This is a genomic window from [Empedobacter] haloabium (genome assembly GCA_008011715.2).
In the GTDB taxonomy this organism is placed as follows: Bacteria; Pseudomonadota; Gammaproteobacteria; order Burkholderiales; family Burkholderiaceae_D; genus Rugamonas; species Rugamonas haloabia.
In genome coordinates, this window is the sequence record CP136508.1 from 3471549 (window position 1) to 3492722 (window position 21174).

Annotated in this window: 16 protein-coding genes; all 16 read right to left on the reverse strand. The window is 68.9% G+C overall.

What is annotated here, in order from left to right:
- Positions 1–61 precede the first annotated feature (61 nt).
- The gene (gene tssM, locus E7V67_015105; protein WUR11047.1) at positions 62–3559 is read right to left on the reverse strand and encodes a type VI secretion system membrane subunit TssM; all 3498 of its coding nucleotides are present in this window, start codon (positions 3557–3559) and stop codon (positions 62–64) included.
- Between the two features lie 11 nt (positions 3560–3570).
- Positions 3571–4908 (reverse strand): type VI secretion system protein TssL, long form, encoded by a 1338-nt coding sequence (gene tssL, locus E7V67_015110; protein WUR11048.1) that lies wholly within the window; start codon positions 4906–4908, stop codon positions 3571–3573.
- 27 nt (positions 4909–4935) lie between these two features.
- Positions 4936–6267, reverse strand: a complete 1332-nt coding sequence (tssK, locus tag E7V67_015115) for a type VI secretion system baseplate subunit TssK (GenBank protein WUR11049.1) — start codon at positions 6265–6267, stop codon at positions 4936–4938.
- A gap of 39 nt (positions 6268–6306) precedes the next feature.
- Positions 6307–7668, reverse strand: coding sequence for a type VI secretion system-associated FHA domain protein TagH (gene tagH, locus E7V67_015120; GenBank protein ID WUR11050.1), 1362 nt, complete (start codon positions 7666–7668; stop codon positions 6307–6309).
- 74 nt (positions 7669–7742) lie between these two features.
- Positions 7743–9725: a type VI secretion system tip protein VgrG gene (locus E7V67_015125; protein WUR11051.1), complete on the reverse strand. Its 1983-nt coding sequence runs from the start codon at positions 9723–9725 to the stop codon at positions 7743–7745.
- Positions 9726–9728: 3 nt separating this feature from the next.
- Positions 9729–10118: a DUF4280 domain-containing protein gene (locus E7V67_015130; protein WUR11052.1), complete on the reverse strand. Its 390-nt coding sequence runs from the start codon at positions 10116–10118 to the stop codon at positions 9729–9731.
- Positions 10119–10148: 30 nt separating this feature from the next.
- On the reverse strand, positions 10149–10937 hold the full coding sequence (locus tag E7V67_015135) for a hypothetical protein (protein ID WUR11053.1): 789 nt from the start codon (positions 10935–10937) through the stop codon (positions 10149–10151).
- The gene (locus E7V67_015140) at positions 10892–11260 is read right to left on the reverse strand and encodes a hypothetical protein (protein WUR11054.1); all 369 of its coding nucleotides are present in this window, start codon (positions 11258–11260) and stop codon (positions 10892–10894) included. The genes E7V67_015135 and E7V67_015140 overlap by 46 nt, the downstream gene beginning before the upstream one ends.
- Positions 11261–11364: 104 nt before the next feature.
- Entirely contained in the window at positions 11365–12471 is a 1107-nt protein-coding gene (locus E7V67_015145; protein WUR11055.1) for a M35 family metallo-endopeptidase, read from the reverse strand.
- A 67-nt stretch (positions 12472–12538) separates the two neighbouring features.
- A complete protein-coding gene (locus E7V67_015150; protein ID WUR11056.1) occupies positions 12539–13714 on the reverse strand; it encodes a hypothetical protein in 1176 nt (391 codons plus the stop codon).
- Between the two features lie 64 nt (positions 13715–13778).
- The gene (gene tssH / locus E7V67_015155) at positions 13779–16445 is read right to left on the reverse strand and encodes a type VI secretion system ATPase TssH (GenBank protein WUR11057.1); all 2667 of its coding nucleotides are present in this window, start codon (positions 16443–16445) and stop codon (positions 13779–13781) included.
- 21 nt (positions 16446–16466) lie between these two features.
- A complete protein-coding gene (gene tssG / locus E7V67_015160; protein ID WUR11058.1) occupies positions 16467–17474 on the reverse strand; it encodes a type VI secretion system baseplate subunit TssG in 1008 nt (335 codons plus the stop codon).
- Positions 17459–19330 (reverse strand): type VI secretion system baseplate subunit TssF, encoded by a 1872-nt coding sequence (gene tssF, locus E7V67_015165; GenBank protein WUR11059.1) that lies wholly within the window; start codon positions 19328–19330, stop codon positions 17459–17461. The genes tssG and tssF overlap by 16 nt, the downstream gene beginning before the upstream one ends.
- A complete protein-coding gene (gene tssE / locus E7V67_015170; protein WUR11060.1) occupies positions 19327–19830 on the reverse strand; it encodes a type VI secretion system baseplate subunit TssE in 504 nt (167 codons plus the stop codon). Before tssE ends, tssF begins: the two co-directional genes overlap by 4 nt.
- Positions 19823–20614 (reverse strand): type VI secretion system accessory protein TagJ, encoded by a 792-nt coding sequence (locus E7V67_015175; protein ID WUR11061.1) that lies wholly within the window; start codon positions 20612–20614, stop codon positions 19823–19825. Before E7V67_015175 ends, tssE begins: the two co-directional genes overlap by 8 nt.
- 55 nt (positions 20615–20669) lie before the next feature.
- Entirely contained in the window at positions 20670–21167 is a 498-nt protein-coding gene (locus E7V67_015180) for a type VI secretion system tube protein Hcp (protein WUR11062.1), read from the reverse strand.
- Positions 21168–21174: the final 7 nt, after the last annotated feature.

Here is a 21174-nt window from a genome sequence, read left to right on the forward strand (position 1 = left end):
TTTCGCATGACTCGTGCGCAGGACAGCCAATCGGAGCCGGCACGTGTCGCGCCATACATGGTCATAAACTATCCACACACCGAAACTGCTCCAACACCCCACGCCGGAACGGATTGACCACACTGCTGGCAGTCATCTCGAACGCCGCCTTCCGCCCATCCACATCGAACGTCACCTTGTACCGCTCGCTCTGCCCGGTCTGCTCGACAGTAGCCGCATCCAGCATCCGCAGCCAAGCCCACGGCCCCTCCCTCCGCAGCGCGCCGTGCGACCCGGCCGGCACCGTCTCCAACTGCACCTGCCCACTGCCCTTCCCGCTGGGCAGCTGAAACGTGCCAGCCGCCAACGCGCCTGGCGCGACGACCAGCGGCTGGCCGTCGATGTCCAGCGTCAGCTTGCTGAGCGCCGGATCGAGCGACAGCGGCCGCAGTGTGAAGCGCAGCGACGCCAGCCGGCCGCCGGCACCGAACCAGGCGTCGCGGATGCGGGCTGCGCGCTGGAATTCGTCCAGTGCTGCTTGCGAAATGCCGAGGCTGCCGTTGCTGGCCGTGGGCCGCCAGCGCCACTGGCTGCCGCCCATGTCCACGTATTGCGCCAGGTTCTTCTGGAAGAAATCGTCGATCAGGCCGCCAGGGGCGAACAACTTGCCGAAGTCTTCGGCCGGAATGTCGGCAGTGGCACTGCGCACGATCGGGTAGCGGCCCGCGACGGCCTGCCGACAGAACGTGGCGGGGCCGGCTCGCCAGAGTGTGTTCAAGCGTTCGCGCTCGCCGCCGGAGGCCAGGCCGGCGCCGCCGCTGTCGATCGTTTTCAGCACCGCCGCCAGCGGCTCGGGCTTGCCGTCCGCTTCCAGCCGCACCCGCGCCAGCGCATCGGCCGGCGGTGGCGGCGTGCCGCTGCGCTTGGCCGCGGCCGCCGCGTCCAGGTAGACGGCCACGTCCTTCAGTGTCTGCAGCGCCGCATCCAGTGGTGGCGGTGTGCCGGCCGTGAGCTGGTGCAGGGCCGCGAAGTGCGCGTCGACAGGATGCTCCGCCGGCGCGGCTGCCGCCGGCGCTTCGTTGCCCAGCAAGCCTTGCAGGCGCTTGGTGTAGTCGCCCAGCTTGGCCGCGACGCCGGCCCCGGCGCCCGCGGCGGCCGGCTTGGCGGCAGCCGTCAGCGTGGTCTCGCGGCTCGCGGCCATCAGGAGCTTGCGCAGCGGCGAGTCGGCGCCACCCAGCAAGTTGGCCATGCGCGCGCCCTGCTCCAGCGTGTCGAACGGCCGCACCGTCACGTCCGCCAGCAACGCGTCCCACGCCTTGATGTAGTCGTCGTAATACTGCTGCAGCATGGCCTGGCGCATGCCGGCTTCATCGCCGGTGGCGGCCTCCTGCCGCGCCAGCACCCAGCGTTCCGCCGCTACGTTGGCCAGCGCGGCCTGGCTGGCCTCCACGAAGCGGGCATGGCCCGCCAGCGTGAACATGCCGTTGATGCCGCGCGTCAGCGGTGCGCCGCTGCGCCGCGTCAGCACGGATGCCGCCGCCGGGCCACCCGCGCTGACGGCGGAAAATTCCGGCAGTCCGCTGGCCATCACGCGGCGCTTCAGGCTGGCGTAGACGCGCTGCTCAAGCGACATCTGCGCCAGCGCCAGGCGGCTCGCGCCGACCAGGTCCTGGTCCAGTTGCGGCAGCATCTGGCCTTCGCGCAGCGTTTCAAGCAACGCTTCCTGGTGCGCGGACAGCGCACGCAGGCCCGGCTCGCCCAGGTCGGCCTGGGCCCGTGGGTTGTCCCAGGCCAGCCAGCCCGCGATCGAGGCCGAGTCGAAGTGGCCGGGATCGCCCAGCATCAGGTAGACGCGCAGCGTTTCGTACAGCGCGTCCATATCGCCCGCGTTGCCGCGCCGCAGGCGCTCTTCCATTCTTTGCTGCACGCGCGGCAGCAGCATTTCCTGCAGCAGCCGACGGTAGGCGATGCGGGCCGCTTCGCCCAGCTTGTCGCCCTGGTACAGGCCGAAGCGCATCGACCACGGCGGCGATTGCTCGCGCTCGGCGTAACCGCCGGGCAGCGTGCGCGCCGCATCCAGTACCGGCAGCGCCGGCCCGCCGGCCGCGACACGCCGGGCCAGGTCGGCGCCGCGGCTCGCCATCTCGCGCACATACACGTCGTTGCGCAGGTAGCTGCGCACCATGGCGGCGGCCGTCAGCAGGAAGAGCAGCGCCGCCGCGCCCAGGCCGCCCCATTGCAACCACTGGCGCCGGCGCTCCACGGCGCGGTTGACGCCGGCCAGCTGCGCCTCCGGGAACATCACGTCGCGCAGCACCCGCGTCAGGAAATAGCTGCGCCCTTCCGGCTGGGCCGCGCCGGCCGCGCCGTGCGGCGCCAGCGCCTGGTAGCCGACGCCGAACGACGCCGCCAGCGCGCTCATCACGCGGTCCAGCGGCGTGCCCTCCTGCGTGCCGCTGCTGAAGTACACCCCGCGCAACAGCGCCTGCTGCTCGTAGCGGTTGGGTTCGAAGACCTCGTTCAGCATCGTCCCCAGGGCCTCGCGCATGGCGGCGAACTGCTGGGGGAAACGGTAGACCAGCGCGCGCCGCTCCGGATCGCGCTCCTGCTGCATGCGCGCCAGTACCCGCCCCTGCAGGCGCTGCTCGAGCAGGTCGAATTCGGCCGGGAAGGCGGCCAGGGAGCCGTCGGCCGGGAACGTCATGCCCCACACCTGGCCGCGCTCTTCCCGGCTCAGGTGATCGAAGAATTCGACGAAGCCGGCCAGCAGGTCGCACTTCGTGACCAGCACGTAGACGGGAAAGCGCAGGCCCAGTTGCTCGTGCAGCTCCTTCAGGCGGGCCCGCAGCGCCGCGACGTGTGCGGCGCGGCCGGCCTCGTCGCGGCGCAGCACGTCCGTCAGCGACAGCGCCAGGATCACGCCGTTGATTGGACGCCGCCGGCGATGACGCCGCAGCAGCTGCAGGAAGCCGGTCCAGGCGGCGTGGTCGGCTGGCGCGTCGCTGTCCTGCGTGGTGTAGCGGCCGGCCGTGTCCAGCAGCACGGCTTCGTCGGTAAACCACCACTCGCAGTTGCGCGTGCCGCCGATGCCGCCGATCGCGCCCGGGCCCATGCTGCCGGCCAGCGGGAACTTCAGTCCGGAGCGCGTCAGCGCCGTGGTCTTGCCCGTGCCCGGGGCGCCGATGATCATGTACCACGGCAGCTGGTACAAGCCGCCCCGTCCGCCCGTGCGCGACTTGCGCAGCACGGCCAGCGCCTCGCGCATTCTCTGGTTGAGCTGGGCCAGCTCGGCCGCCACTTCCGGCTTCGGCTGGTCCGGCGCCGCCTTCTGCTGCGCAGCGAGGCTTTCCAGCAGGCGCAGGTTGGCCAGCTTGACGACCAGCAGCTTGCCGCCGAACCAGAGCGCCCACAGTATCAGCAGCGCGGCGATCCAGTACCAGCGCACCCGTTCGGGCGCGAACGGCGCATGGCCGTCGAACGACACCAGCGGTGCCTCGAACCAGATCACCAGCGCGAGCAACAACACGCCCAGCAGCGCCAGCACAGGTGGCTTGATCAGCCAGCGAAACAGCTTTTTCATCCTTGCCCCCGTCAGGCCGCCGGCGTGGCGACCATGATTTCCACGCGGCGGTTGCGTGCCCGGTTGGCCGCCGTATCGTTCGGCACCAGCGGCTCGGCTTCGCCATGGCCTTCCACGTCATACCGTGCCGGCGGGCCCGCGCGCCGCGCCAGCAGCGCGCGCACCGTCTCGGCGCGGGTGCGCGACAGCTCGTAGTTGGACGGGAAGCGCGCCGACAGGCCCGGGCGCACGTTGTCCGTATGGCCCACCACCGCCACCCTGCCGGGCACCGTGGCCAGGGCCGCGCCGATCCGGTCCAGCAGCGGCAGGTAGGCCGGCGCCACCTCGCCGCTGCCGGACGCGAACACGCCATCGCCGCGCAGCGTGATGGTGGTGCGGCCGTCCCGTTCCGCGACGCTCACCAGTCCCTGCGCGATCTCCGGCGCGAGGAACGTGACCAGGTGCGCCGACCGTGCCGGCGCGCGTGCCGGCGCAGGTGCGGCCGCGGGCGGCGCGGCCGTCTTCAGCGACAGCAGGCTGGCGAAGACGGGGTCGGACGCCTGCCCCAGCCGCCACGACAGCGCCAGCTGCAGGACCAGCAACAGGACGGCGGCGCCGGCCGCGACGATCCAGACCGGCACCGCGCGCCACAGCGGCTCGCCGGCACCGCCCTGCCCCTGCCAGTGCACGGATAATTCCGGTCCGGCCGGCCCGCGCTGGCGCTCGATCATCTGCAGCAGCCGCTCGCGCAGGGCATCGAGCTGGCTGCGTCCGTTCTCCAGCACGCGATAGCGCCCTTCGAAACCCAGCGCCAGGCAGACGTACATCAGTTCCAGGGCCGGCAGCGCCGCCTGGGGATTCTGGCTCAGCTTTTGCAGGATCAGGAAGAACTTCTCGCCGCCGAACGCCTCGTTATGGAACGTCACCAGCAGGCTGCGGCTGGGCCAGGCGCCGCCGCCCCAGGGCGTCGATGCGATGGTCTCGTCCAGCAAGGTGCACAGCGCATAGCGTGCCGCCGCGATCAGTTCTGGATCGACCTGGGCAGCACGCGCCGCCGCTTCGAAGGTGCGCACCGCCTGCACCAGGCCGATACGCAGGCCTTCCACGTCCGGATGGGTGGCCATGCGCCGCAGCGGCGGCACCAGGTCCAGCAGCGGATTGGCCGCCTGGACAAGCGGGTTCAAGCCGGCGCCGTGCAGCGGCACCGGTTGCACAGGCGACGCCGCCGGCGGGGCCGCCACCGGCGCCGCGACGGGCGCCGTGGCCGGCTCGCGCGGCAGCAGCGAGGGCGCCGGGTGTAGGCCCGGGCGCGGCACCAGCATGGTCCGGTCCGTGTCCTGCAAGGGCTGGTCGGAGTCGTTCGCGTTCACGGTATCGTCCTTCTCATGTGGCAGGCGCTACTTGCGGATCGCCCAGAATTCCATCTGCAGGCCCGGGTATTCGTTCGGCACGTGCAGGGCAAACCCGGCCGACGTCAGCAGCGGGCGCCAGTAGTCGCTGTTGCGATCCAGCTCGAAGTACGTAAAGCCGGCATGGAACGGCAGCTGGCGCGGCGCGACCGGCAGCGCGCGCAGCGCGATCCCGGGCAATTGCAGGTTGACGAGGTCGCGGATCTTTTCCACCGAGCCGATCTTGACCATGGCGGGAAAGCCGCTGCGCACCGCCTCCGGCGGCACCTGCGCATTGACGGCCAACACGAAGGTGGCCGTGCGCAGCAATTCGGGGTCGGGCACCACCGCCACGCGCAGGCCAAACTGGCGCTCCTCCAGTTTGAGCGCTACCGCATGGGGGTCGATCACCTGCGACAGCGCCGCGCGCACGTCCTCCATCAGCGGCTGGAATGACTCGGCCAGGCGGTCGTGCCGGTAGACGGGGTAGCCGGTGGCCAGCTTGTCCGGCTTGCAGAACGTGGCCAGTTCGCCGGCCAGCCGGGCCAGTTCGGCGTACAGCGTTTCCGGATGCGCGCCCGTCATGCCGGCGAGGTGGGCGAACAGCGGCAGGCTGCGATTGAGCAGCTGCAGCATCAGGAAGTCCGCGATTTCGGCCGCGCCGCCCACCCCCGGCTGGCTCAGCCGGCTGGCCAGCGCCTGGGCACGCTGCCCCAGCAGGCCGACCAGCTCGTCGGCGAACGCTCCCAGCCGCGGCGCGGCGCGGAAGTCCAGGCACGGCGGGCAGTACGCCGCGTCCAGCACCACGCGCTGGTCGGGCCGCCGCTCGATCACGCGCGCCACGCCCAGCGCGGTGCAGCCATTGGCGACGTCGCGCGCCAGCGCCAGGCGCAGGCGCAGGCTGCCCACCTGCATCAGCGCGGCGTTGTCCAGGCCGTTGCTGTCCAGCGCTTCGTGCTCGACGGTGCGGTAGCGGGCGAAATTCTCCGGCCCGGGCGCATCGCAGGTTTCGGCGATGCCGGGCCGGCGCACCGGCAGCGCCAGCACCACCAGCATGTCGCGCGCATCCTCGGGGATCGGCAGCGGCGCCGGCAAGGCGTCGTCCTGCGGCAGCACCAGCGTGGTTCCATCCGGCAGCACGGCGCGGCACGACAGCAAGGCGAGCTGGCCCTGCGCCAGCAATGCCTCGTCGATGACGAGCGACGTGAAGCCCCAGGAGTACGCGCGCACGCCCGCCACGCGCGCCTCGAGCACGCTGTGCAGGTAACGGTCGTGCTGCTGCAGGTGCTGCGGCTGCAGCAGCATGCCCTCCGACCAGATCACTTTACGGTTCCAGCTCATCTCGTCCCGCCATGGTTACATTGATTGTTGGGTTGACAGTCAGCAGCCGGCATCGCGCAGCCGCCGTACCTGCTCTTCATACGCTTGTGCGAACGCCGCGCCGAACAGGCGCTGGAAATCCTCGTCCGCCTCCAGCGCCAGCTGGTCGTACACCTGCACCATGCGGTCCCACAGGCGCGTCTTGTGGCCGCCCGCGAACACCTTGGCCAAGAGGCCCGGCTCGTGCAGGCGCTCTTCGATCGCGGCCGGATCGAAGCGGCGCAGCACCCCCGCCAGCGCGGCGCGGGTGCCCGCCATCACGGCCAGTTCGTGCGCGCGCAGGTCGACAAAGGCGCCGGCGAACGCCCGCTCCGGCGGCAGGTAGCCTGGCAGCGGTCCTTGCAGCATGTGCGTCAGCGCCGTCGTCGCATCGGGGAAGAACTTCAGCGGATTGTTGGCTTCCGGGGCGATCATCGTCATCTCGACCCGGCTGCCGCGCTTGGTCAAGCTGCGCGCCATCAGCACGCCGATGGTCCCGGCCGTGGCTTCGCGCAGCATTGCCCCAATCAGCTCGGCCAGCGCTTCCGGCTCATGCCGGCTGTGCAGGTCCGGCACGCCCAGGCCGCGCAGCAGGGCCTGCAAGACCCTGCAGTCATCGGCGGCCGGCGCTGCCTTGGCATCCTCCGCAGGGGCGCTCGCCATCGGTTGCGGTTCGGGTTGCGCGGGCGTGGCCAGGGCGGGTGCCACGGGTACGGCCGCGCGTGACGGCAGCGCGTCCGCGAGGGGGTCATAATCGTCGGGAATCAGCGGCGCCGGCACCGCCACCGCCACCGGCGGCGGCATCATCAGCATCGCCTGCTCAGGCGGCGCATGATCGGATTCGGCGCCACGGTAGGCCGGGCCGGGCACTGGCACGCCCGCAGGCGCCAGATTCAGTCCAAGCGGATCGAGCGCCGGATCGAAGACGCCGTCGAACGGTCCGCTCACGTCGACGATGGCGGCCGCCGCCAGCGCGTCGGGTGCCTCGTCGTACAGTGGCACGGCTGGCGCGACCGCCATGGGGGGCGGTGCGGGCACGGGCATGGGTGCGGGCGCGGGCTCATTGTCCGGCTCCAGCGTGGCCACCAGCGTGTAGTCGCCGATGTCGATGCGCTCGCCGCCCTGCAGCCGGGCCGGGCCGGCATCCCCCAACAGCTGGCCGTTGACGAAGCTGGGATTGCCGCCCAGGTCGAACAGGAACCAGCCGCCGTCGCGGAACTCGACGCGGGCGTGGGCGCGCGAAATGTACTTGGTCGGGTCGCTCAGCACCAGGTCGCTGCCGGTCCCCCGTCCCAGCACGCCGCCGGCGCGGTCGAAGCGGTGTCCCAGCGGTGCCGCCGGCGCCACACCGCGATAGGCCTGGACGTCAAGCGAGATCGGCATGGCAGCTCCGATGCGCGCCGCGCGCGGCGCGTTGGCAGTGCGAATGATCGAATCGGCTCACGAATCCTCCGCGCTCAGTTGATTTTCACGAGGGCACCCTCGGCGGTCAGCATGCCGCCCGCCTTGATCGAGACGACGCCGTCCGCCTCGACGGCGATCTGCGCCGACTTCAAGGTGATCTTGGCCGGCTCGATCTTGACGCTGCTGGCGCCCACCTTCAGCTCGATCGACGTGCCGGCCTCGATGACGATGGTCTGGCCCACGTCGACCTTCTGCTGGCCGTCCACCTTGACGGTGTCGTCCTTGCCCACTTGGGTGGCACGGTCCTTGCCGACTTCGATCTTCTGATTGGCATCGACCTTGACGGATTCGTCGTTGACGACGTGGACGCTGCGGTCGTGGCCCACGTCGAGGCTCTGGTCGTGGCAGATGGCGATGGTCTGGTCACCCTTGTCCTGCTTCTCGAAACCGACTTTCAGCGTGTCGTTGTTCTTCACCACGCGGTTGAAGTCCTTCTCCGCCTGCAGGTACACTTCCTCGGCACCCTTCTTGTCCTCGAAGCGCAGCTCGTTGTAGCCGCCTCCGCCCTTCGAGCTGTTGGTCTTGATGGTGGAACGGGTCTGGTTGGCCGGCAGGTCGTAGGGCACGACGGTGTCGGCGTTGTAGACGCAGCCCGTCACCAGCGGCTGGTCCGGATCGCCCTCGAGGAAACTGACCACCACCTCCATGCCGATGCGGGGCAGGAACAGCATGCCCCAGCCCTTGCCCGCCCAGCCTTGCTGCACGCGCACCCAGCACGAGCTGGTCTCGTCGTCGTGCCGCTCGCGCTCCCAGTGGAACTGCACCTTGATGCGGCCATGCTGGTCGGTCCAGGTCTCCTCGCCGGCCTTGCCGACCACGATGGCCGTCTGCGGGCCGTGCACGCAGGGCCGGGCCGCGATGCGGGGCGGCCGGTAGCTGTGCTCCTTGCCCACGGCCTGAAACGCGCACTGGAATTCGAAGGCCCCCTGCGCGCCGCCGCTGCCATAGGCCGACGTGGCAAATTCGGTCGACGTCGCCGTGACGAGGAACTCGCGGTTCTGGTCCGCGCGCGGGTGCTCGGCCAGCTTGAACAGCCCCCCGGCGGCCAGGCCACGCGCGGTTGTGCTGGCGTCGACCTGCTCGCCCTGGCCATGCAGCGCCTCCATCCGCGCCCGGGCCCGGCTCTCGCCCGCGCCGGCAGCCTTGTAACGGCCCGGATAGTCGTACTGGCGGAAGCGCTGGGCGATGAACGGCGCGGCGATGACAGACTTCACCAGCAGGCCGGCGTTGCGGATGGCGGCGGGCTGCTCGAAATCGTAGTCGTTGAGGACATACTCGGCCGCTTGGACGGCGCCGGCCGGCCACATGCGCGTGACCGACTTCGCGGGGGCGCGGCGGCCCTCCTGCTCGTCCCAGAATGGCAGCGTGGCATAGCCGGCGGCGCTGGCGTGGGCGCCGTAGCCGTCCGCCAGCACCATCGTGTGGGAAGCCGCCTCGTGCCGGAAGTAGTAATAGATGCCCTCCTCTTCCATCAGCCGGCTGACGAAGTCGAAATCGGACTCGCGGTACTGCACGCAGAAGTCGCGCTTGGCCGGCGTCGCCGCCAGCTTGCCGGCGTCGATCCTGACCAGCCCACCATAGGCGCTGTCGCCGCATACCGCCTTGACGATCTCCAGCACCGTTTTGTCCTGGAAGATGCGGCAATTCGACGAGCGCGTCAGCAGCCACAAGGCCGGGTGTACGAGCGCCTCCCAGGCCGGCATGCCGTCGCGGTGGCCCATGCAGGCGAAGCGGGTGACGATGCCGTGGAAGTAGCGCTGGCCGCCATCCTCCAGGTCCAGGGCGACCGTCAGCGGCTGGCCCAGCAGGTCCGCGGTGGCGATATCGGCGCGGGTGGAGGCCAGTTGCAGGCGGAACTCGAACAGCCGGCCCAGCGCCTCGCTGCACTGCATGCGGCGAAACAGCAGCACGTCCGCGCCGAGGGGCGAGGTGACGGTGACGGGGCGGTTGGCTTGGGTGGGCTGCATGATCGGCATGGCTCAGGGCACCTGGGTCTTGACGGTGCCGGACGTGCTGAACTGGATCACGCCGCCCCAGTTGCACATGCACTTCGACACGTTGTCCAGGGTCGGCATGTTCGCCAGCAGCACCGTGGGCGCGCCCGGTACCCATGGCGCGGCGGTCGCCGGAATGCAGGGCATGGGCGTCAGCACGCCCATGGCCGCGGCGGTGGCCGCCGCCACGACGGGATTGGCCGGCGACATGCAGACGCCGAACGGCAGGATGTTCACCATCGGCACATGGTCCATGATGTTGGCCGCGGGCGGCCCCTCGCACAGCACCTTGTTCTTGGGCAGGACGACCAGCGACGATGGGGCGGCGCCCATCGTGCAGGTCATCATGGCGCCCATGGAGACTTGGTTTGGCATGCTCGATATCCTCCCCTCGCTACTAATTATTCATTTGTCGACATGCAGCACGCCATGCGTGTCTACATTTTTGCCTGCGAGCAGAGCCGCCTCGTTCTTGCTATGCCCGGAGATACGAAAACCGGACTTGCCCCAGTTGCCGATCTTGCCGACATACAGGTACAGCACGCTCTGCAGGCCGACGCGAATCGGTTGGTCATGCAGGACCTGCTTGACGGCCAGGTACAAATTCCGGCAGGAGCGATCACTCCATTTCAAGGGTGTACCGACCCACACGGTCGGTCCCGACTGACCACTCCAATTCATCCGGCGCACAGCTTGCATGATCGAATCGAAGTCGCCTGCGACCGTGCCGTTCAGATGGTTGGGGGCTGACGGCAGGCTGTTCAGATCGAGCAGCTTGGGCTCAACGGCAAACGTTACCGGCAAGCCGACAGGCTTGACCGTGGCGCTTGCCGGCTGAGGATGGGCACCAACCATCGAGGCGTAGGAATGCACTGGCGCGATCGCCTGAGTGATCCCTGCCTGCAGGTGCGGGGTCACCGGTTTCGGCGATTTGATCCTGGGGGGTGGCACGATCACCGCCTGCACGGGGGCGTCCCGCAGGGATTTCGGCAGCGGCGGAATCGGCAGCGCAAGGTCGAGCTTCCAAGGGCACTTCGCCTCGTCGCAATCGCACAGCACTGCCCAGGTGGGCCATTCCTTGCAGATATCGCAATGCATCGTGTTCTCCTTTTGGCTGTCATGCATGGTTGGGCGGACCACCGTTGGCGCTACCGGGATTTCGCTGGCCGCCGCGCATCCGGTCCAGATACCCATTCGGCCCTGCGCGCCGTCAGATCGACCAGGTACCGCCCCCCGGCCTCGTTCTCGATCTCCAGGTGCGTGCCATCGGCGGCCAGCTTCATGCTGCGGAAGTAGCGCCCCGGCTGGAACGGTGCGTCGGCCTGCGTCGGCACCTCGTACACCTTCAGCATCCACAGCCGCTCGCCGCTGGCGGGATCGACAGCGACCAGGTAGCCGCCGGGCTGGTCGCCGCCGTGCTGCCCGCTCCGCATGTCCTGTTCGTAGCGGACCCCGGCGTGGACGACGGGATCGACGTGAGGTGGCGCCTTGCGGCTGGCGCTCGGTGGTTCGCTCATGGCAGTGTTCTCCTCGATGGTTGACGGGACTGGCGACATGTCGGCTGCGCACCCGCCAGCGGCAAGCGACAGCAGCAGGGGCGCCAGCCGATGCGGTCGTCCATTCATTTGATGGTCAGCGCGGTATTGCGTTCGGCGGCGGTCAACGCGCCGCCGCAGTCGGCGGCAAAAAAGGCCCAGTTGTCCGCGTTGCGGATGCAGTCGCTGCCCGGGTAGCCGGCATGCGGTCCGATGCCATAGGAGGCATAGCGGGGCGCGCCCTTGTTCACGTCGGCGGTGCCGCACACGAGGTGCGACAGCTCGTGCACGACGATGCGGGTCCAGTTGGCCTGGCCGGTCAGCACGTCGCCTGGCGCCCAGGTGAAGAACTGGCTCTCGATATACACCACGTCCATCCCCTCGCCATTGCTGGCGAACGTGAACGCCTCCGCGGCCAGGAACTCCGCCTCGTCGGCATCGGTGGTGCCGCGGAACGGTACCCAGTCCGTCAGCACCAGATTACCCTTGTTGAGCATGGCGATGATCTTCTTGAAGCCGGCACCGAGGTCGGTGATGTAGGTTGACAGGGTCGCATCGGCCAGCCCTGTTTCGGCAAACCAGCGCGATACCACCGCGCGCGCGTCGGTGGTGGCCTTGTCCTTGCTCTTCGACGCCGCCTGGGCCAGCACGATGCCAGCCTTCTGGCACCACGCCAGCGCCTGTTGCACGCTGGTGCCGAGATGGCGCTTCTGCTCCTCGCTGAATATTTCGTTGTCGCTGGCGAGGATCGTCTTGACGGCGCCCACTGTGCCGCCGCTGGCGGCGATATGGAGACTGGGCCAGTCGGTGATCGCGGTCGGCAGCGACACCACCCATACCTTGCGGTTACCCGCCTTGTTCTGCAGGTAGACATGGCGCAGCAGTTTCAGGCAGGCGGCGCGCTTCTTCGCTTCCGCCGTCAGCGTGCCAGCCGCTCCCTCCACCCAGGCACCGGCGCCTTGCAGGATGCCGCGATCCTCGGTCACCTTGGTCGTGCCCGTACCTGCCGTGACCTTGACGCGCAGCTTGCCCAGCGCGTTTTCCTTGGCGGCGTCGAAACCGGCGGGCGACATCAACAGTTCCAGTTCCTTGACCAGCGGCCGCCAGTCAGGCGCGAAATTGCCGTTCTGCGCGATGACGGCACGCGCCGCCTCGTATTCCGGCTTGAATTTCTTGTTCCAGTCGATCGGCATGATCATGCTCCTTCACGAGACGTGTGACCTGACGGGGCCGTATGGACCGCCGGTCTGCCTGCGCTGTTCATAGTGCTGCCTTGTTGGTGACGACACGCCGCGCCGTGCATGGAAAGGACGAGAGCAGCTTCTTTTGCTCCAGGCTCAATTTGCTGAAGTCCCGGCCGCCGATCACCCTGTTCCACAGGTACTCGTGATGCGTATTGATGAATCCGCCCGGAGATTCCAGCGCCGTCACCTTGGCCAATGGCGTGTTGGTGCTGGCATGCCCCTGCGCGATCGGGCGCGTCGTGCCCAGGCTGTCCGGCAGCTTCGTATAGCTGTGCTGTTGCATCGCCTGGTAACCGGCGTCCAGCAGTACCATTTCGTCGTACAGCTTGAGCTGCTGGTAGCTGGACAAATTCAGGCAATTCGTCATCGTCACCCCATGACAGTTCAAGAACAGTTCCGCGAAATGACGCACCAGCCGGCCCGGCGCCGTGAACGTCTGCGGCCCCTGCCGCTGGCCATCCGCATGCGCATTGCCGACGAGGGTGCCATGGCGCCCCGGCAGTATCACGGTGAGATAGCTGCCGCGCACCGACAACTTCGGCAGCGTCGGCGTGAAGCCGAACGACCTTTCGTCACGCGCGAAGACGCCGAAATAGTCCTGCACGTTCGGGCCGAGCGCGACCCGATGCGGCTGGAACTGCAATGGTCCGGGCACGGGGTCGATGGCGAAGATATTCACCGTGATGCCTTTCAGCTGCTCGTCCTGCGCCATCGCATTGGCCATCATGTGGCAGGTCACGGCGCCACGACTCCAGCCGACCAGGTTCACTACCGTCGGCAGCGGAATGCCGAGGATCTTTTTGCGCGCCGCCTGCAAGTCCTGCGGCGTGATCCTGCGCACGCTGCTTTCGTCCACCAGGCCGCCCAGTGCCCTCTTGTCCTTGTTCGTGTAGCGCCTGCGGGACCACTTGGGATCCTTCTTGATGACGGCGATCGCATGGGCCACGTTCTCTTCCCAGCCGTAGCCGAACCCGATCCCCATCGGGCTGCAGTAGTTACCGGGCCTGACCCACTTGTCCGCTTCCTGCAGGTTGCCGCTGCCCGGACCGTCGACGATGATCCAGTCGTCGAACTCCAACCCGGGATGATTGCGCGCCAGCTTGGCGATCAGTTCACCGTCGATGTAGGCCGGGTTCTGATGGTCCTCGTGGCTGGCGCCCGTCCCGCAAAAAAATACCGTAAACGTCGTCATGTCGCTCTCCTCATCCTTCCTGCCCGCGCTGCGGCTTCGGAAACAGGCGCGCCGCGTGGGGCGCTCATGTCAGCTCGTACTCGAATGCTTGCCCGGGCGCGCGCACCGCGATGGCACGCACTGCCTGCGCCGCCGCACCGGCAGCGAGCAGCCTGCGGCTCAGCTCCGGCAACAGCGTGTTGGTCAATATCGCATCGATCATCCGCCCACCCGACTCGCTCTCGGTGCAACGCGAGACCACCAGCCGTGCCACATCGTCGCCATACTCGAACGGGATGCCGTAGCGCGCCTCGACCCGCCGCTTGACGCGCTCCAGCTGCAGCCGCACGATCCGGCCCAGCATCTGGTCCGACAGCGGGTAGTAGGGAATCGTCACCAGGCGTCCCAGCAGGGCCGGCGGGAACACCTTCAGCAAGGCCGGCCGCAAAGCCTTGGCCATGCCCTCCGGATCGGGCATCAGGTCCGGGTCCTTGCACAGCCCCGCGATCAGGTCCGTCCCCGCATTGGTGGTGAGGATGATCAGCGTGTTCTTGAAATCGATGAAGCGGCCCTCGCCATCCTCCATGAAGCCCTTGTCGAACACCTGGTAGAAGATCTCGTGCACGTCGGGGTGGGCCTTTTCCACCTCGTCCAGCAGCACCACCGAGTAGGGCCGACGCCGTACCGCCTCGGTGAGCACGCCGCCTTCGCCATAGCCGACGTATCCCGGTGGCGCGCCCTTCAGGGTCGATACCGTGTGCGCTTCCTGGTACTCGCTCATGTTGATGGTGATCAGGTTCTGCTCGCCGCCGTACAGGGCCTCGGCCAGCGCCAGCGCCGTCTCGGTCTTGCCGACGCCGGAGGTACCGGCCAGCAGGAACACGCCCACCGGCTTGCCGGGATTGTCCAGCCCCGCGCGCGACGTCTGGATGCGCCTGGCGATCATGTCCATCGCATGGTCCTGGCCCACTACCCGCTGCGCCAGCACGGTGCCGATGCTGAGGATGTTTTCCAGCTCATTCTTGGCCATCCGGCCGACCGGAATCCCGGTCCAGTCGCCGACCACGGCGGCGACGGCCTGGTAGTCCACCGTGGCCAGCACCAGCGGCTGTTCGCCCTGCAGCGCCGCCAGCTTGCCCTGGATGCCCTGCAGCTGTTCGCGCCAGCCGGCCCGTTCATGGTCGCCATCCGTGCCGTCGACCGGCCTGCCGCCATCGCGCAGCCTGGCGCGCAGTGCCAGCAATTCGTCAACCAGCGCGCGCTCGCCCTGCCAGCGCTCCTCCAGCGCCGCCAGCCGGCCCTGCTCCTCGTCCAGCGCCATTTGCGCCGCGCTGGCGCGCCGGGCCGTGTCGATGCCGATCGCGTCCTCGCGCCGGATGATCTCCAGCTCCGTCGTCAGCGCGTCGATGCGCTTGCGGCTGTCGTCCACCTCGGCCGGCGTGGCATGCAGGCTGACCGCCACGCGCGCGCTGGCCGTGTCGAGCAGGCTGACGGATTTATCCGGCAGCTGGCGGCCGGGAATGTAGCGGTGCGACAGCCGTACGGCCGCCTCCAGCGCCTCGTCCAGGATCTGCACCTTGTGATGCCCCTCCATCGTCGAGGCCACGCCGCGCATCATCAGGATGGCGCGCGCCTCGTCCGGCTCATCGACCTGGATGCTCTGGAAGCGCCGCGTCAGCGCCGGGTCCTTCTCGATATGCTTCTTGTATTCAGCGAAGGTGGTCGCGCCGATGGTGCGCAAGGTGCCGCGCGCCAGTGCCGGCTTCAGCAGGTTGGCGGCGTCGCCCGTGCCGGCCGCCCCGCCGGCGCCCACCAGCGTATGGGTCTCGTCGATGAACAGGATGATCGGCTTCTCGCTGGCCTGCACCTCGTCGATGACGGCGCGCAGGCGCTGCTCGAACTCGCCTTTCATGCTGGCGCCGGCCTGCAGCAGGCCCACGTCCAGCGTCAGCAGGCGCACCTCCTTCAGCGCCGGCGGCACGTCGCCGCGCGCGATGCGCTGCGCGAAGCCTTCCACCACGGCCGTCTTGCCGACGCCGGCCTCGCCGATCATGATCGGGTTGTTCTGGCGCCGCCGCATCAGGATGTCGACCATCTGGCGGATCTCGTCGTCGCGGCCGACGATCGGGTCCATCTTGCCGCCGCGCGCCTGTTCGGTCAGATCGACCGTATATTTTTGCAGCGCTTCCTGCTTGCCCAGCGCCGCCGGCGCCACGGCACCGGCGGCTTCGCCGGGTGCGGCGGTGACGAAGCCGTCGCTCGCCGTCATGCGCGCTTCCGGCGACTCCTTCAGCAGGCTGGCGAAGCGCTCGGACAGGTCGTCCGGCTTGATGCGCTCGAACTGGCGGCTGATCGCGAACAGGGCATTGCGCAGGTTGGCGGTCTTCAGTGCCGCCACCACCAGGTGACCGCTGCGCACGGCGCCTTCGCCGAACATCAGCGTGCCGTACACCCAGGCCCGTTCGACCAGCTCCTCGACGTGCGAGGACAGGTCGGTGACGGAGGTGGCGCCGCGTGGCAGCCGGTCCAGCGCCGCCGTCAGGTCGCGCGCCAGCCCGGCGCCATCGAGTTCGTAGTGGCGCACGATGCGGTGCAGGTCGGAGTCCTGCAGCTGCAGGATCTGGTGCACCCAGTGGACCACCTCCACATAGGGATTGCCGCGCAGCTTGCAAAATACCGTGCTGCTGTCGATCGCGCGGTAGCACAACGCATCGAGCTTGCCAAACAATGCGACCCGGCTGATATCGGCCATGTTGTTCTCCTGTGGTTCCGGTCAGGCCGCGACGGCGGCGCCCCGGAGTGTCAATCGATCGGCGTCGTGCGCCGCCGGCGCGCTGGCCAGATAAGTGGTCCAGCCCAGCCGCATCGCGCCGAGCTGCAGACGCGGCACCTGCTCCTTCTTCAGCACCAGCCGGACCTCCCAGTCCAGCGCCAGCCCGGCGTACTGATGTACCCACGCGCGCAGCCGGCACATGCCGGGCGCCCCAGGCAGCAGGCGCAGGTAGTCGGCATAGTCGAGCGGGCCGAACACCAGGCGGAACCTGTGCTGGCAGTCCCACACGGCGCGCCCCAGCACGGCCGACCCGCCCAGCCGGTTGCCGCGCTCCTCGCCACCGATCCGCGTGCACTGCGGCGGCGGGATGCGCAGCCAGTGGCCGGCAAACTGCTCCAGCCGCACCGGCAGGCCGTAGTAGGCGCGCAGGATGGTGGCCAGGCCGGCCGCCGGGCGCTTGCCGTTGGCCAGCAGCCCGGCGAAATGCAGCTTGGCGAAGTCGCCGATGGCGTCCCGTTCGCGCAGCGCGGCGGTACCGATGCCGCACAGGCTGCCCACGTAGTCGCCGAAGCGGTCGCTGGCGGGGCGGTCCAGGCTGATCGCCGGCTCGGCGCTGGCGCGGGCGCGGTAGAACAGCGCCAGTACCCGGTGATGGAAAATATCGAGGAAGGCCGCCATCGTGCCGTCGCCATGGTGGCGGGCGCGTTCGCGGGCGTACTCGGTGAGATGCAACGGCAGCGGCCCGTTCGGTCCCGTGAGACCCAGGAAATTCACGCTCAGGCGCGCCTTGCCGCGCGCGCCAGCCGGCGCGAACGAGCGCAGCGCGCCCGGTTCGAACAGCAGCGAGGGATCCTGGCCGAAGCGTACCGCCTCGTCGCGCGGCCGCAGCGCGGTGCCGATGCGGGGCTGGTGCGGATAGGCGTTTTCCAGCAGCCGCAGCGCCTGGAAGAAGTCCATCCGCCCGGCCCGTTCGAGCAGCTGGCGCTCGACGTCTACAGGATCGCGCATACGCCCTCCCGTGCCGGCCAGCGCATGATGGTGCCGCGCGCCACCGTCCTGACCACCGTCTCGACAAACGTGTTGATGGCGACGTATTGCTGGAAGAAGTGGCTCAACACCGCGCCCAGCAGGAACGCGCCGGCGCCTTCGAACGCCGCATCGTCCAGGGTGACGGTCACTTCGAGCCCACGGCCGAACGTGATCGGTCCCGGCGTCGGCATGCGCCGCGTGACGGCACGGGCCTGCACGGAACGCACGCCGTCCACCTGGCGCTGCGCCACCGGGTCGTCCTTGTGGCAGTACAGCGCCAGGAGCTCGCGCAGCGCCACGGCGCCGTCGGCGCCGGCGTCGGCCAGCGACAGGTAGTTCAGCGACAGCTGGTTGATCAGCCGCCACGCCACGGCGCCCTCGGCGAAGGACGGCATGGGCCGGCTCGGCCCGGCCACGACACGCACCGCCAGCACGGGCGCGCCCAGGTCGAGCGCGAAATCGGTATTGCCCACGCCCAGCGGCATCGACAGCGGCAGGTCGCGGTTGCTGCACCACACCGTCACGCCCAGCTGGCGCAGGTCGTGACGGTAAGGTGCCTCGGCCGCGTCCACCAGCGTGATGTAGGTCTCGCTGCCGATATACGAGGAGCGGGGGCCGCGCTCGCGCTGGCGCTGCGACAGCAGCCGCGCTTCGCGCCGGACCTGGTAGTACGCGCCGCGCGGCCCGCCCAGGTCGGCCGCGCCGTACAGCGGCGTGAAGGCCTGTTCGCCGTCGGCGCCGCTGCCGTAACCGGTCACGCTGGCGATGCTGTGCACCTCGAAGTCCAGCGGCCGTGTGCGGTCCACCAGCACGTGATGTTCGAACTGGTCGCCGGAAAGGTCGATGCGGTCGGCCCGGCGTGGGAACAGGTTGACGACGGGCGTGCAGTGCAGCGCGAAGTGACTGGTGTCGACCATCTGCTCCAGCCGGGCGTCGCCCTGGTCGAGCAGGACGACGATTTCCAGTTCCGGCTCGGCGCAGCTTGCGAGCGCCGCGCGCAGTCCGAGCAGGTCGAGGAACAGGAAGCGGGGCGCGAACGCGAAATATTCCTGCAGCAGCCGGTAGCCCTGGAAGCTGCGCCCCGCGCCGGGCACCAGCGCCTCGGACTCGTCGAACCCCGCCGGCCGCAGCGCGCTGCGCGGCAGCAGCCGGTGCCAGTTGGCGGGGCGCGAGGCTGGCATGACGAGCACGCCCACGACACTGGCCAGCAGGCGTTCGTGGATCTGGGCCGGCAGCGCATCGCCGCCGCGCAGGTGCAGCGCCAGGCGATCCAGCGGCAGCGTCGCGAACGGCGCGCCGTGGGTGGTGCGCAGGCGCAGGCGCAGCGCCGCCTTGACCTCGGCCGGCAGCGCCGTGTCGAGGCCATCGATGCGGCCGGCACACGTGAAGAACTTCGCCTCGGCCAGCTCGATCGGCCACAGGGTCACGGCATGGGCGCTGCGGTACTCGCACGCCGTGGTGTCATCCCGGCCCAGCAGGCTGCGCATTGCCGTACCGGCCGGGATCTCGAACCCCTTTTGCAAGGCTGGACTGGACAGGTCGGGCTGGCACTGCACCACGGCCATGGACGGCGTCGGCGCCAGGAAGTGCGGATAGACCAGCTCGCACAAGTGCTGGGTGAAGCGGGGGAATTCGGCGTCGATCTTCATCTGCACGCGCGCGGTCAGGAACGAGAAGCCTTCCAGCAGCCGTTCCACGTAGGGATCGGCGCACTCGAAACCTTCCAGGCCCAGCCGGCCCGCGACCTTCGGATAGCGCGCGGCGAATTCCCCGCCCATCTCGCGCAGGTGCTGCAGCTCCTGGCTGTAGTATTGCAGGAAGCGCGGCGAGGTCATGGCGTGCCCCCGGCATGCTCGGTCACGCTGACGCTGGCCACGTCCAGGTCGAGCTCCGTGCGCAGGTACAGCCGCTCGGGATAGGGCTGGGCCCACAGGTCGCCCTGGATCTCGAACACGACCTTGGCGATGCTGTCCGATGGCATTGCCCGCACGGTCACGGAGGAGCGGTTCAGGCGCGGCTCGAAATCCCAGATCGCCTGGCGGATGGCCCGCTCCACGTCCGCCAGGTTCATGCTGGCCAGCGGGGCGCCCGACAGGTCCGGCAGACCATAGTTGAGGACGGAGCCGGCCACGTACGGCAGCGCCGGCGCATCCGTGACCGACAGCAGGTTGGTCGCGTTGAGCAGCCAGCCGAGGTCGCGCAGCACGCCCTCGCGCAAGGCCCGCGCCGACAGCACCCGCCGTTCGCGCGACTCCACCGGCGCCTCCGGCTCATGATCGGTCAGGCGGTCCAGCAGCGATGGCTGCAGGCGCTCGCGCGCGGCCAGTTCAGCCATTGCCGCTCTCCCCGGCACCTTCCAGTACGATGCTGCGGGTGTCCAGCAGCGCGTGCTCGCCGGCATCGGTGGCGAACATGCGCTGGCCCAGGCCGCGCGGTCCGTTCCATTCCGTGCGGCGGGCCAGCTTCAGCGCGTCGTCGCCCTCCTCGACCGTGCCCGCGTACCGCACCGGGATCAGCCCAGCCGTCTGGGCGCCGCTGGCAAAGGTGAAGGTGGCGGGCACCCACACGGCATCGCGCAGGTCGGCCGGGGGCTCGATGTCGAGCGCGGCCAGGCGCATGAACGGCAGCCAACCGTAGCGGCCGTCGATGATCGCCTCCAGCACGGGGCCGAGGCGTTGGTCCGCGTCCGCGAGCCAGTCGAACGGGGTGCCGTCGAGGGTGCCGGCCGATGCGCTGGCGAGGTCGAATGCCTGCGCACGCAAGGTGTCGGCCCGCTCTGGCGCGGTACGGTCCAGGCGCAATGCCTCGACCAGCAGGCCGATCCAGTCCGGCGGCTCGCCGAAAATATGCGGCGTGCGCTCGCCCGCGAACACGGCGGCGCGCAAGGCTTCGCATTGGATCGCGGTGCGGTAGGTCTGTACCATCGGCAAGGTGGCGGCATCGAGTTCGCCGGCCACGTTCAGTTGCGTCAGCGCGCGCTGCCAGTCGCCCATCACGGCCAGCAGCTGGAACAGGAAAGTGCGCAGCTTCGCGTCGGCGCTGTCCTGGCGTACGGCCTGCTGCAGGACTTGCAGTGCGCCGGCCAGGTCGCCGTCGCGAATAAGCTGTTGTGCTTGCATGATGCCCTTTCTGCTGTCTTTTGTGAGGGTCCGCCGAACGACGAACCCTTGCCCTTCAGGACACGTTGCCGTCGGCTTCGGCGATATTCCAGGTGAATGGTTTCTCCGCACCCAGTATGCCTTTCTCGCTTTGCGGCTTGTAGGCGAACTTCACCTTGGCAAAGTTGAGCGTGACGTTTTCCGTCAGCCGGTCTTCGCCGCCGCTGCCGCCCGTGGACACGGATGTGACGATCACCTCTTCCATCGTGATGGTGATGTAGGGCTTCTGCCCTTCGCCCGACTTGCGCACGATCAGTTCGGCCTTGTCGATGTGCGTGCCCTTGGCCAGCGCGAACATCAGCGCATTGCTCGCCGTGTCGACGTACTTGGTGAACGACAGGTCCTGGAAACTGGCCTTGCCGGAGCCGCCGCCGCCGCCCATGTGGGTCGTGCCGGACTGGCTCATGCCCCAGCTCCAGGCCAGCACGTCGATGTCCTTGTTCGCGGCGCGCACCTTGTCGGTGGTTTCGCCCTCGATGCCATTGCTCATATTGATAAAGATGTCTACGGCCATTTTGCTT

Excerpts from the sequence above, each read along its gene's own strand:
- E7V67_015140 (WUR11054.1), bottom strand. The coding sequence starts at position 11,260 with ATGAGCGAACCACCGAGCGCCAGCCGCAAGGCGCCACCTCACGTCGAT.
- E7V67_015145 (WUR11055.1), bottom strand. The coding sequence starts at position 12,471 with ATGCCGATCGACTGGAACAAGAAATTCAAGCCGGAATACGAGGCGGCG.
- tssH (WUR11057.1), bottom strand. The coding sequence starts at position 16,445 with ATGGCCGATATCAGCCGGGTCGCATTGTTTGGCAAGCTCGATGCGTTG.
- E7V67_015135 (WUR11053.1), bottom strand. The coding sequence starts at position 10,937 with ATGGGTATCTGGACCGGATGCGCGGCGGCCAGCGAAATCCCGGTAGCG.
- tagH (WUR11050.1), bottom strand. The coding sequence starts at position 7,668 with ATGCCGATCTCGCTTGACGTCCAGGCCTATCGCGGTGTGGCGCCGGCG.
- tssG (WUR11058.1), bottom strand. The coding sequence starts at position 17,474 with ATGCGCGATCCTGTAGACGTCGAGCGCCAGCTGCTCGAACGGGCCGGG.
- E7V67_015180 (WUR11062.1), bottom strand. The coding sequence starts at position 21,167 with ATGGCCGTAGACATCTTTATCAATATGAGCAATGGCATCGAGGGCGAA.
- tssF (WUR11059.1), bottom strand. The coding sequence starts at position 19,330 with ATGACCTCGCCGCGCTTCCTGCAATACTACAGCCAGGAGCTGCAGCAC.
- E7V67_015125 (WUR11051.1), bottom strand. The coding sequence starts at position 9,725 with ATGCCGATCATGCAGCCCACCCAAGCCAACCGCCCCGTCACCGTCACC.
- tssK (WUR11049.1), bottom strand. The coding sequence starts at position 6,267 with ATGAGCTGGAACCGTAAAGTGATCTGGTCGGAGGGCATGCTGCTGCAG.
- E7V67_015130 (WUR11052.1), bottom strand. The coding sequence starts at position 10,118 with ATGCCAAACCAAGTCTCCATGGGCGCCATGATGACCTGCACGATGGGC.
- tssM (WUR11047.1), bottom strand. The coding sequence starts at position 3,559 with ATGAAAAAGCTGTTTCGCTGGCTGATCAAGCCACCTGTGCTGGCGCTG.
- E7V67_015175 (WUR11061.1), bottom strand. The coding sequence starts at position 20,614 with ATGCAAGCACAACAGCTTATTCGCGACGGCGACCTGGCCGGCGCACTG.
- E7V67_015150 (WUR11056.1), bottom strand. The coding sequence starts at position 13,714 with ATGACGACGTTTACGGTATTTTTTTGCGGGACGGGCGCCAGCCACGAG.
- tssE (WUR11060.1), bottom strand. The coding sequence starts at position 19,830 with ATGGCTGAACTGGCCGCGCGCGAGCGCCTGCAGCCATCGCTGCTGGAC.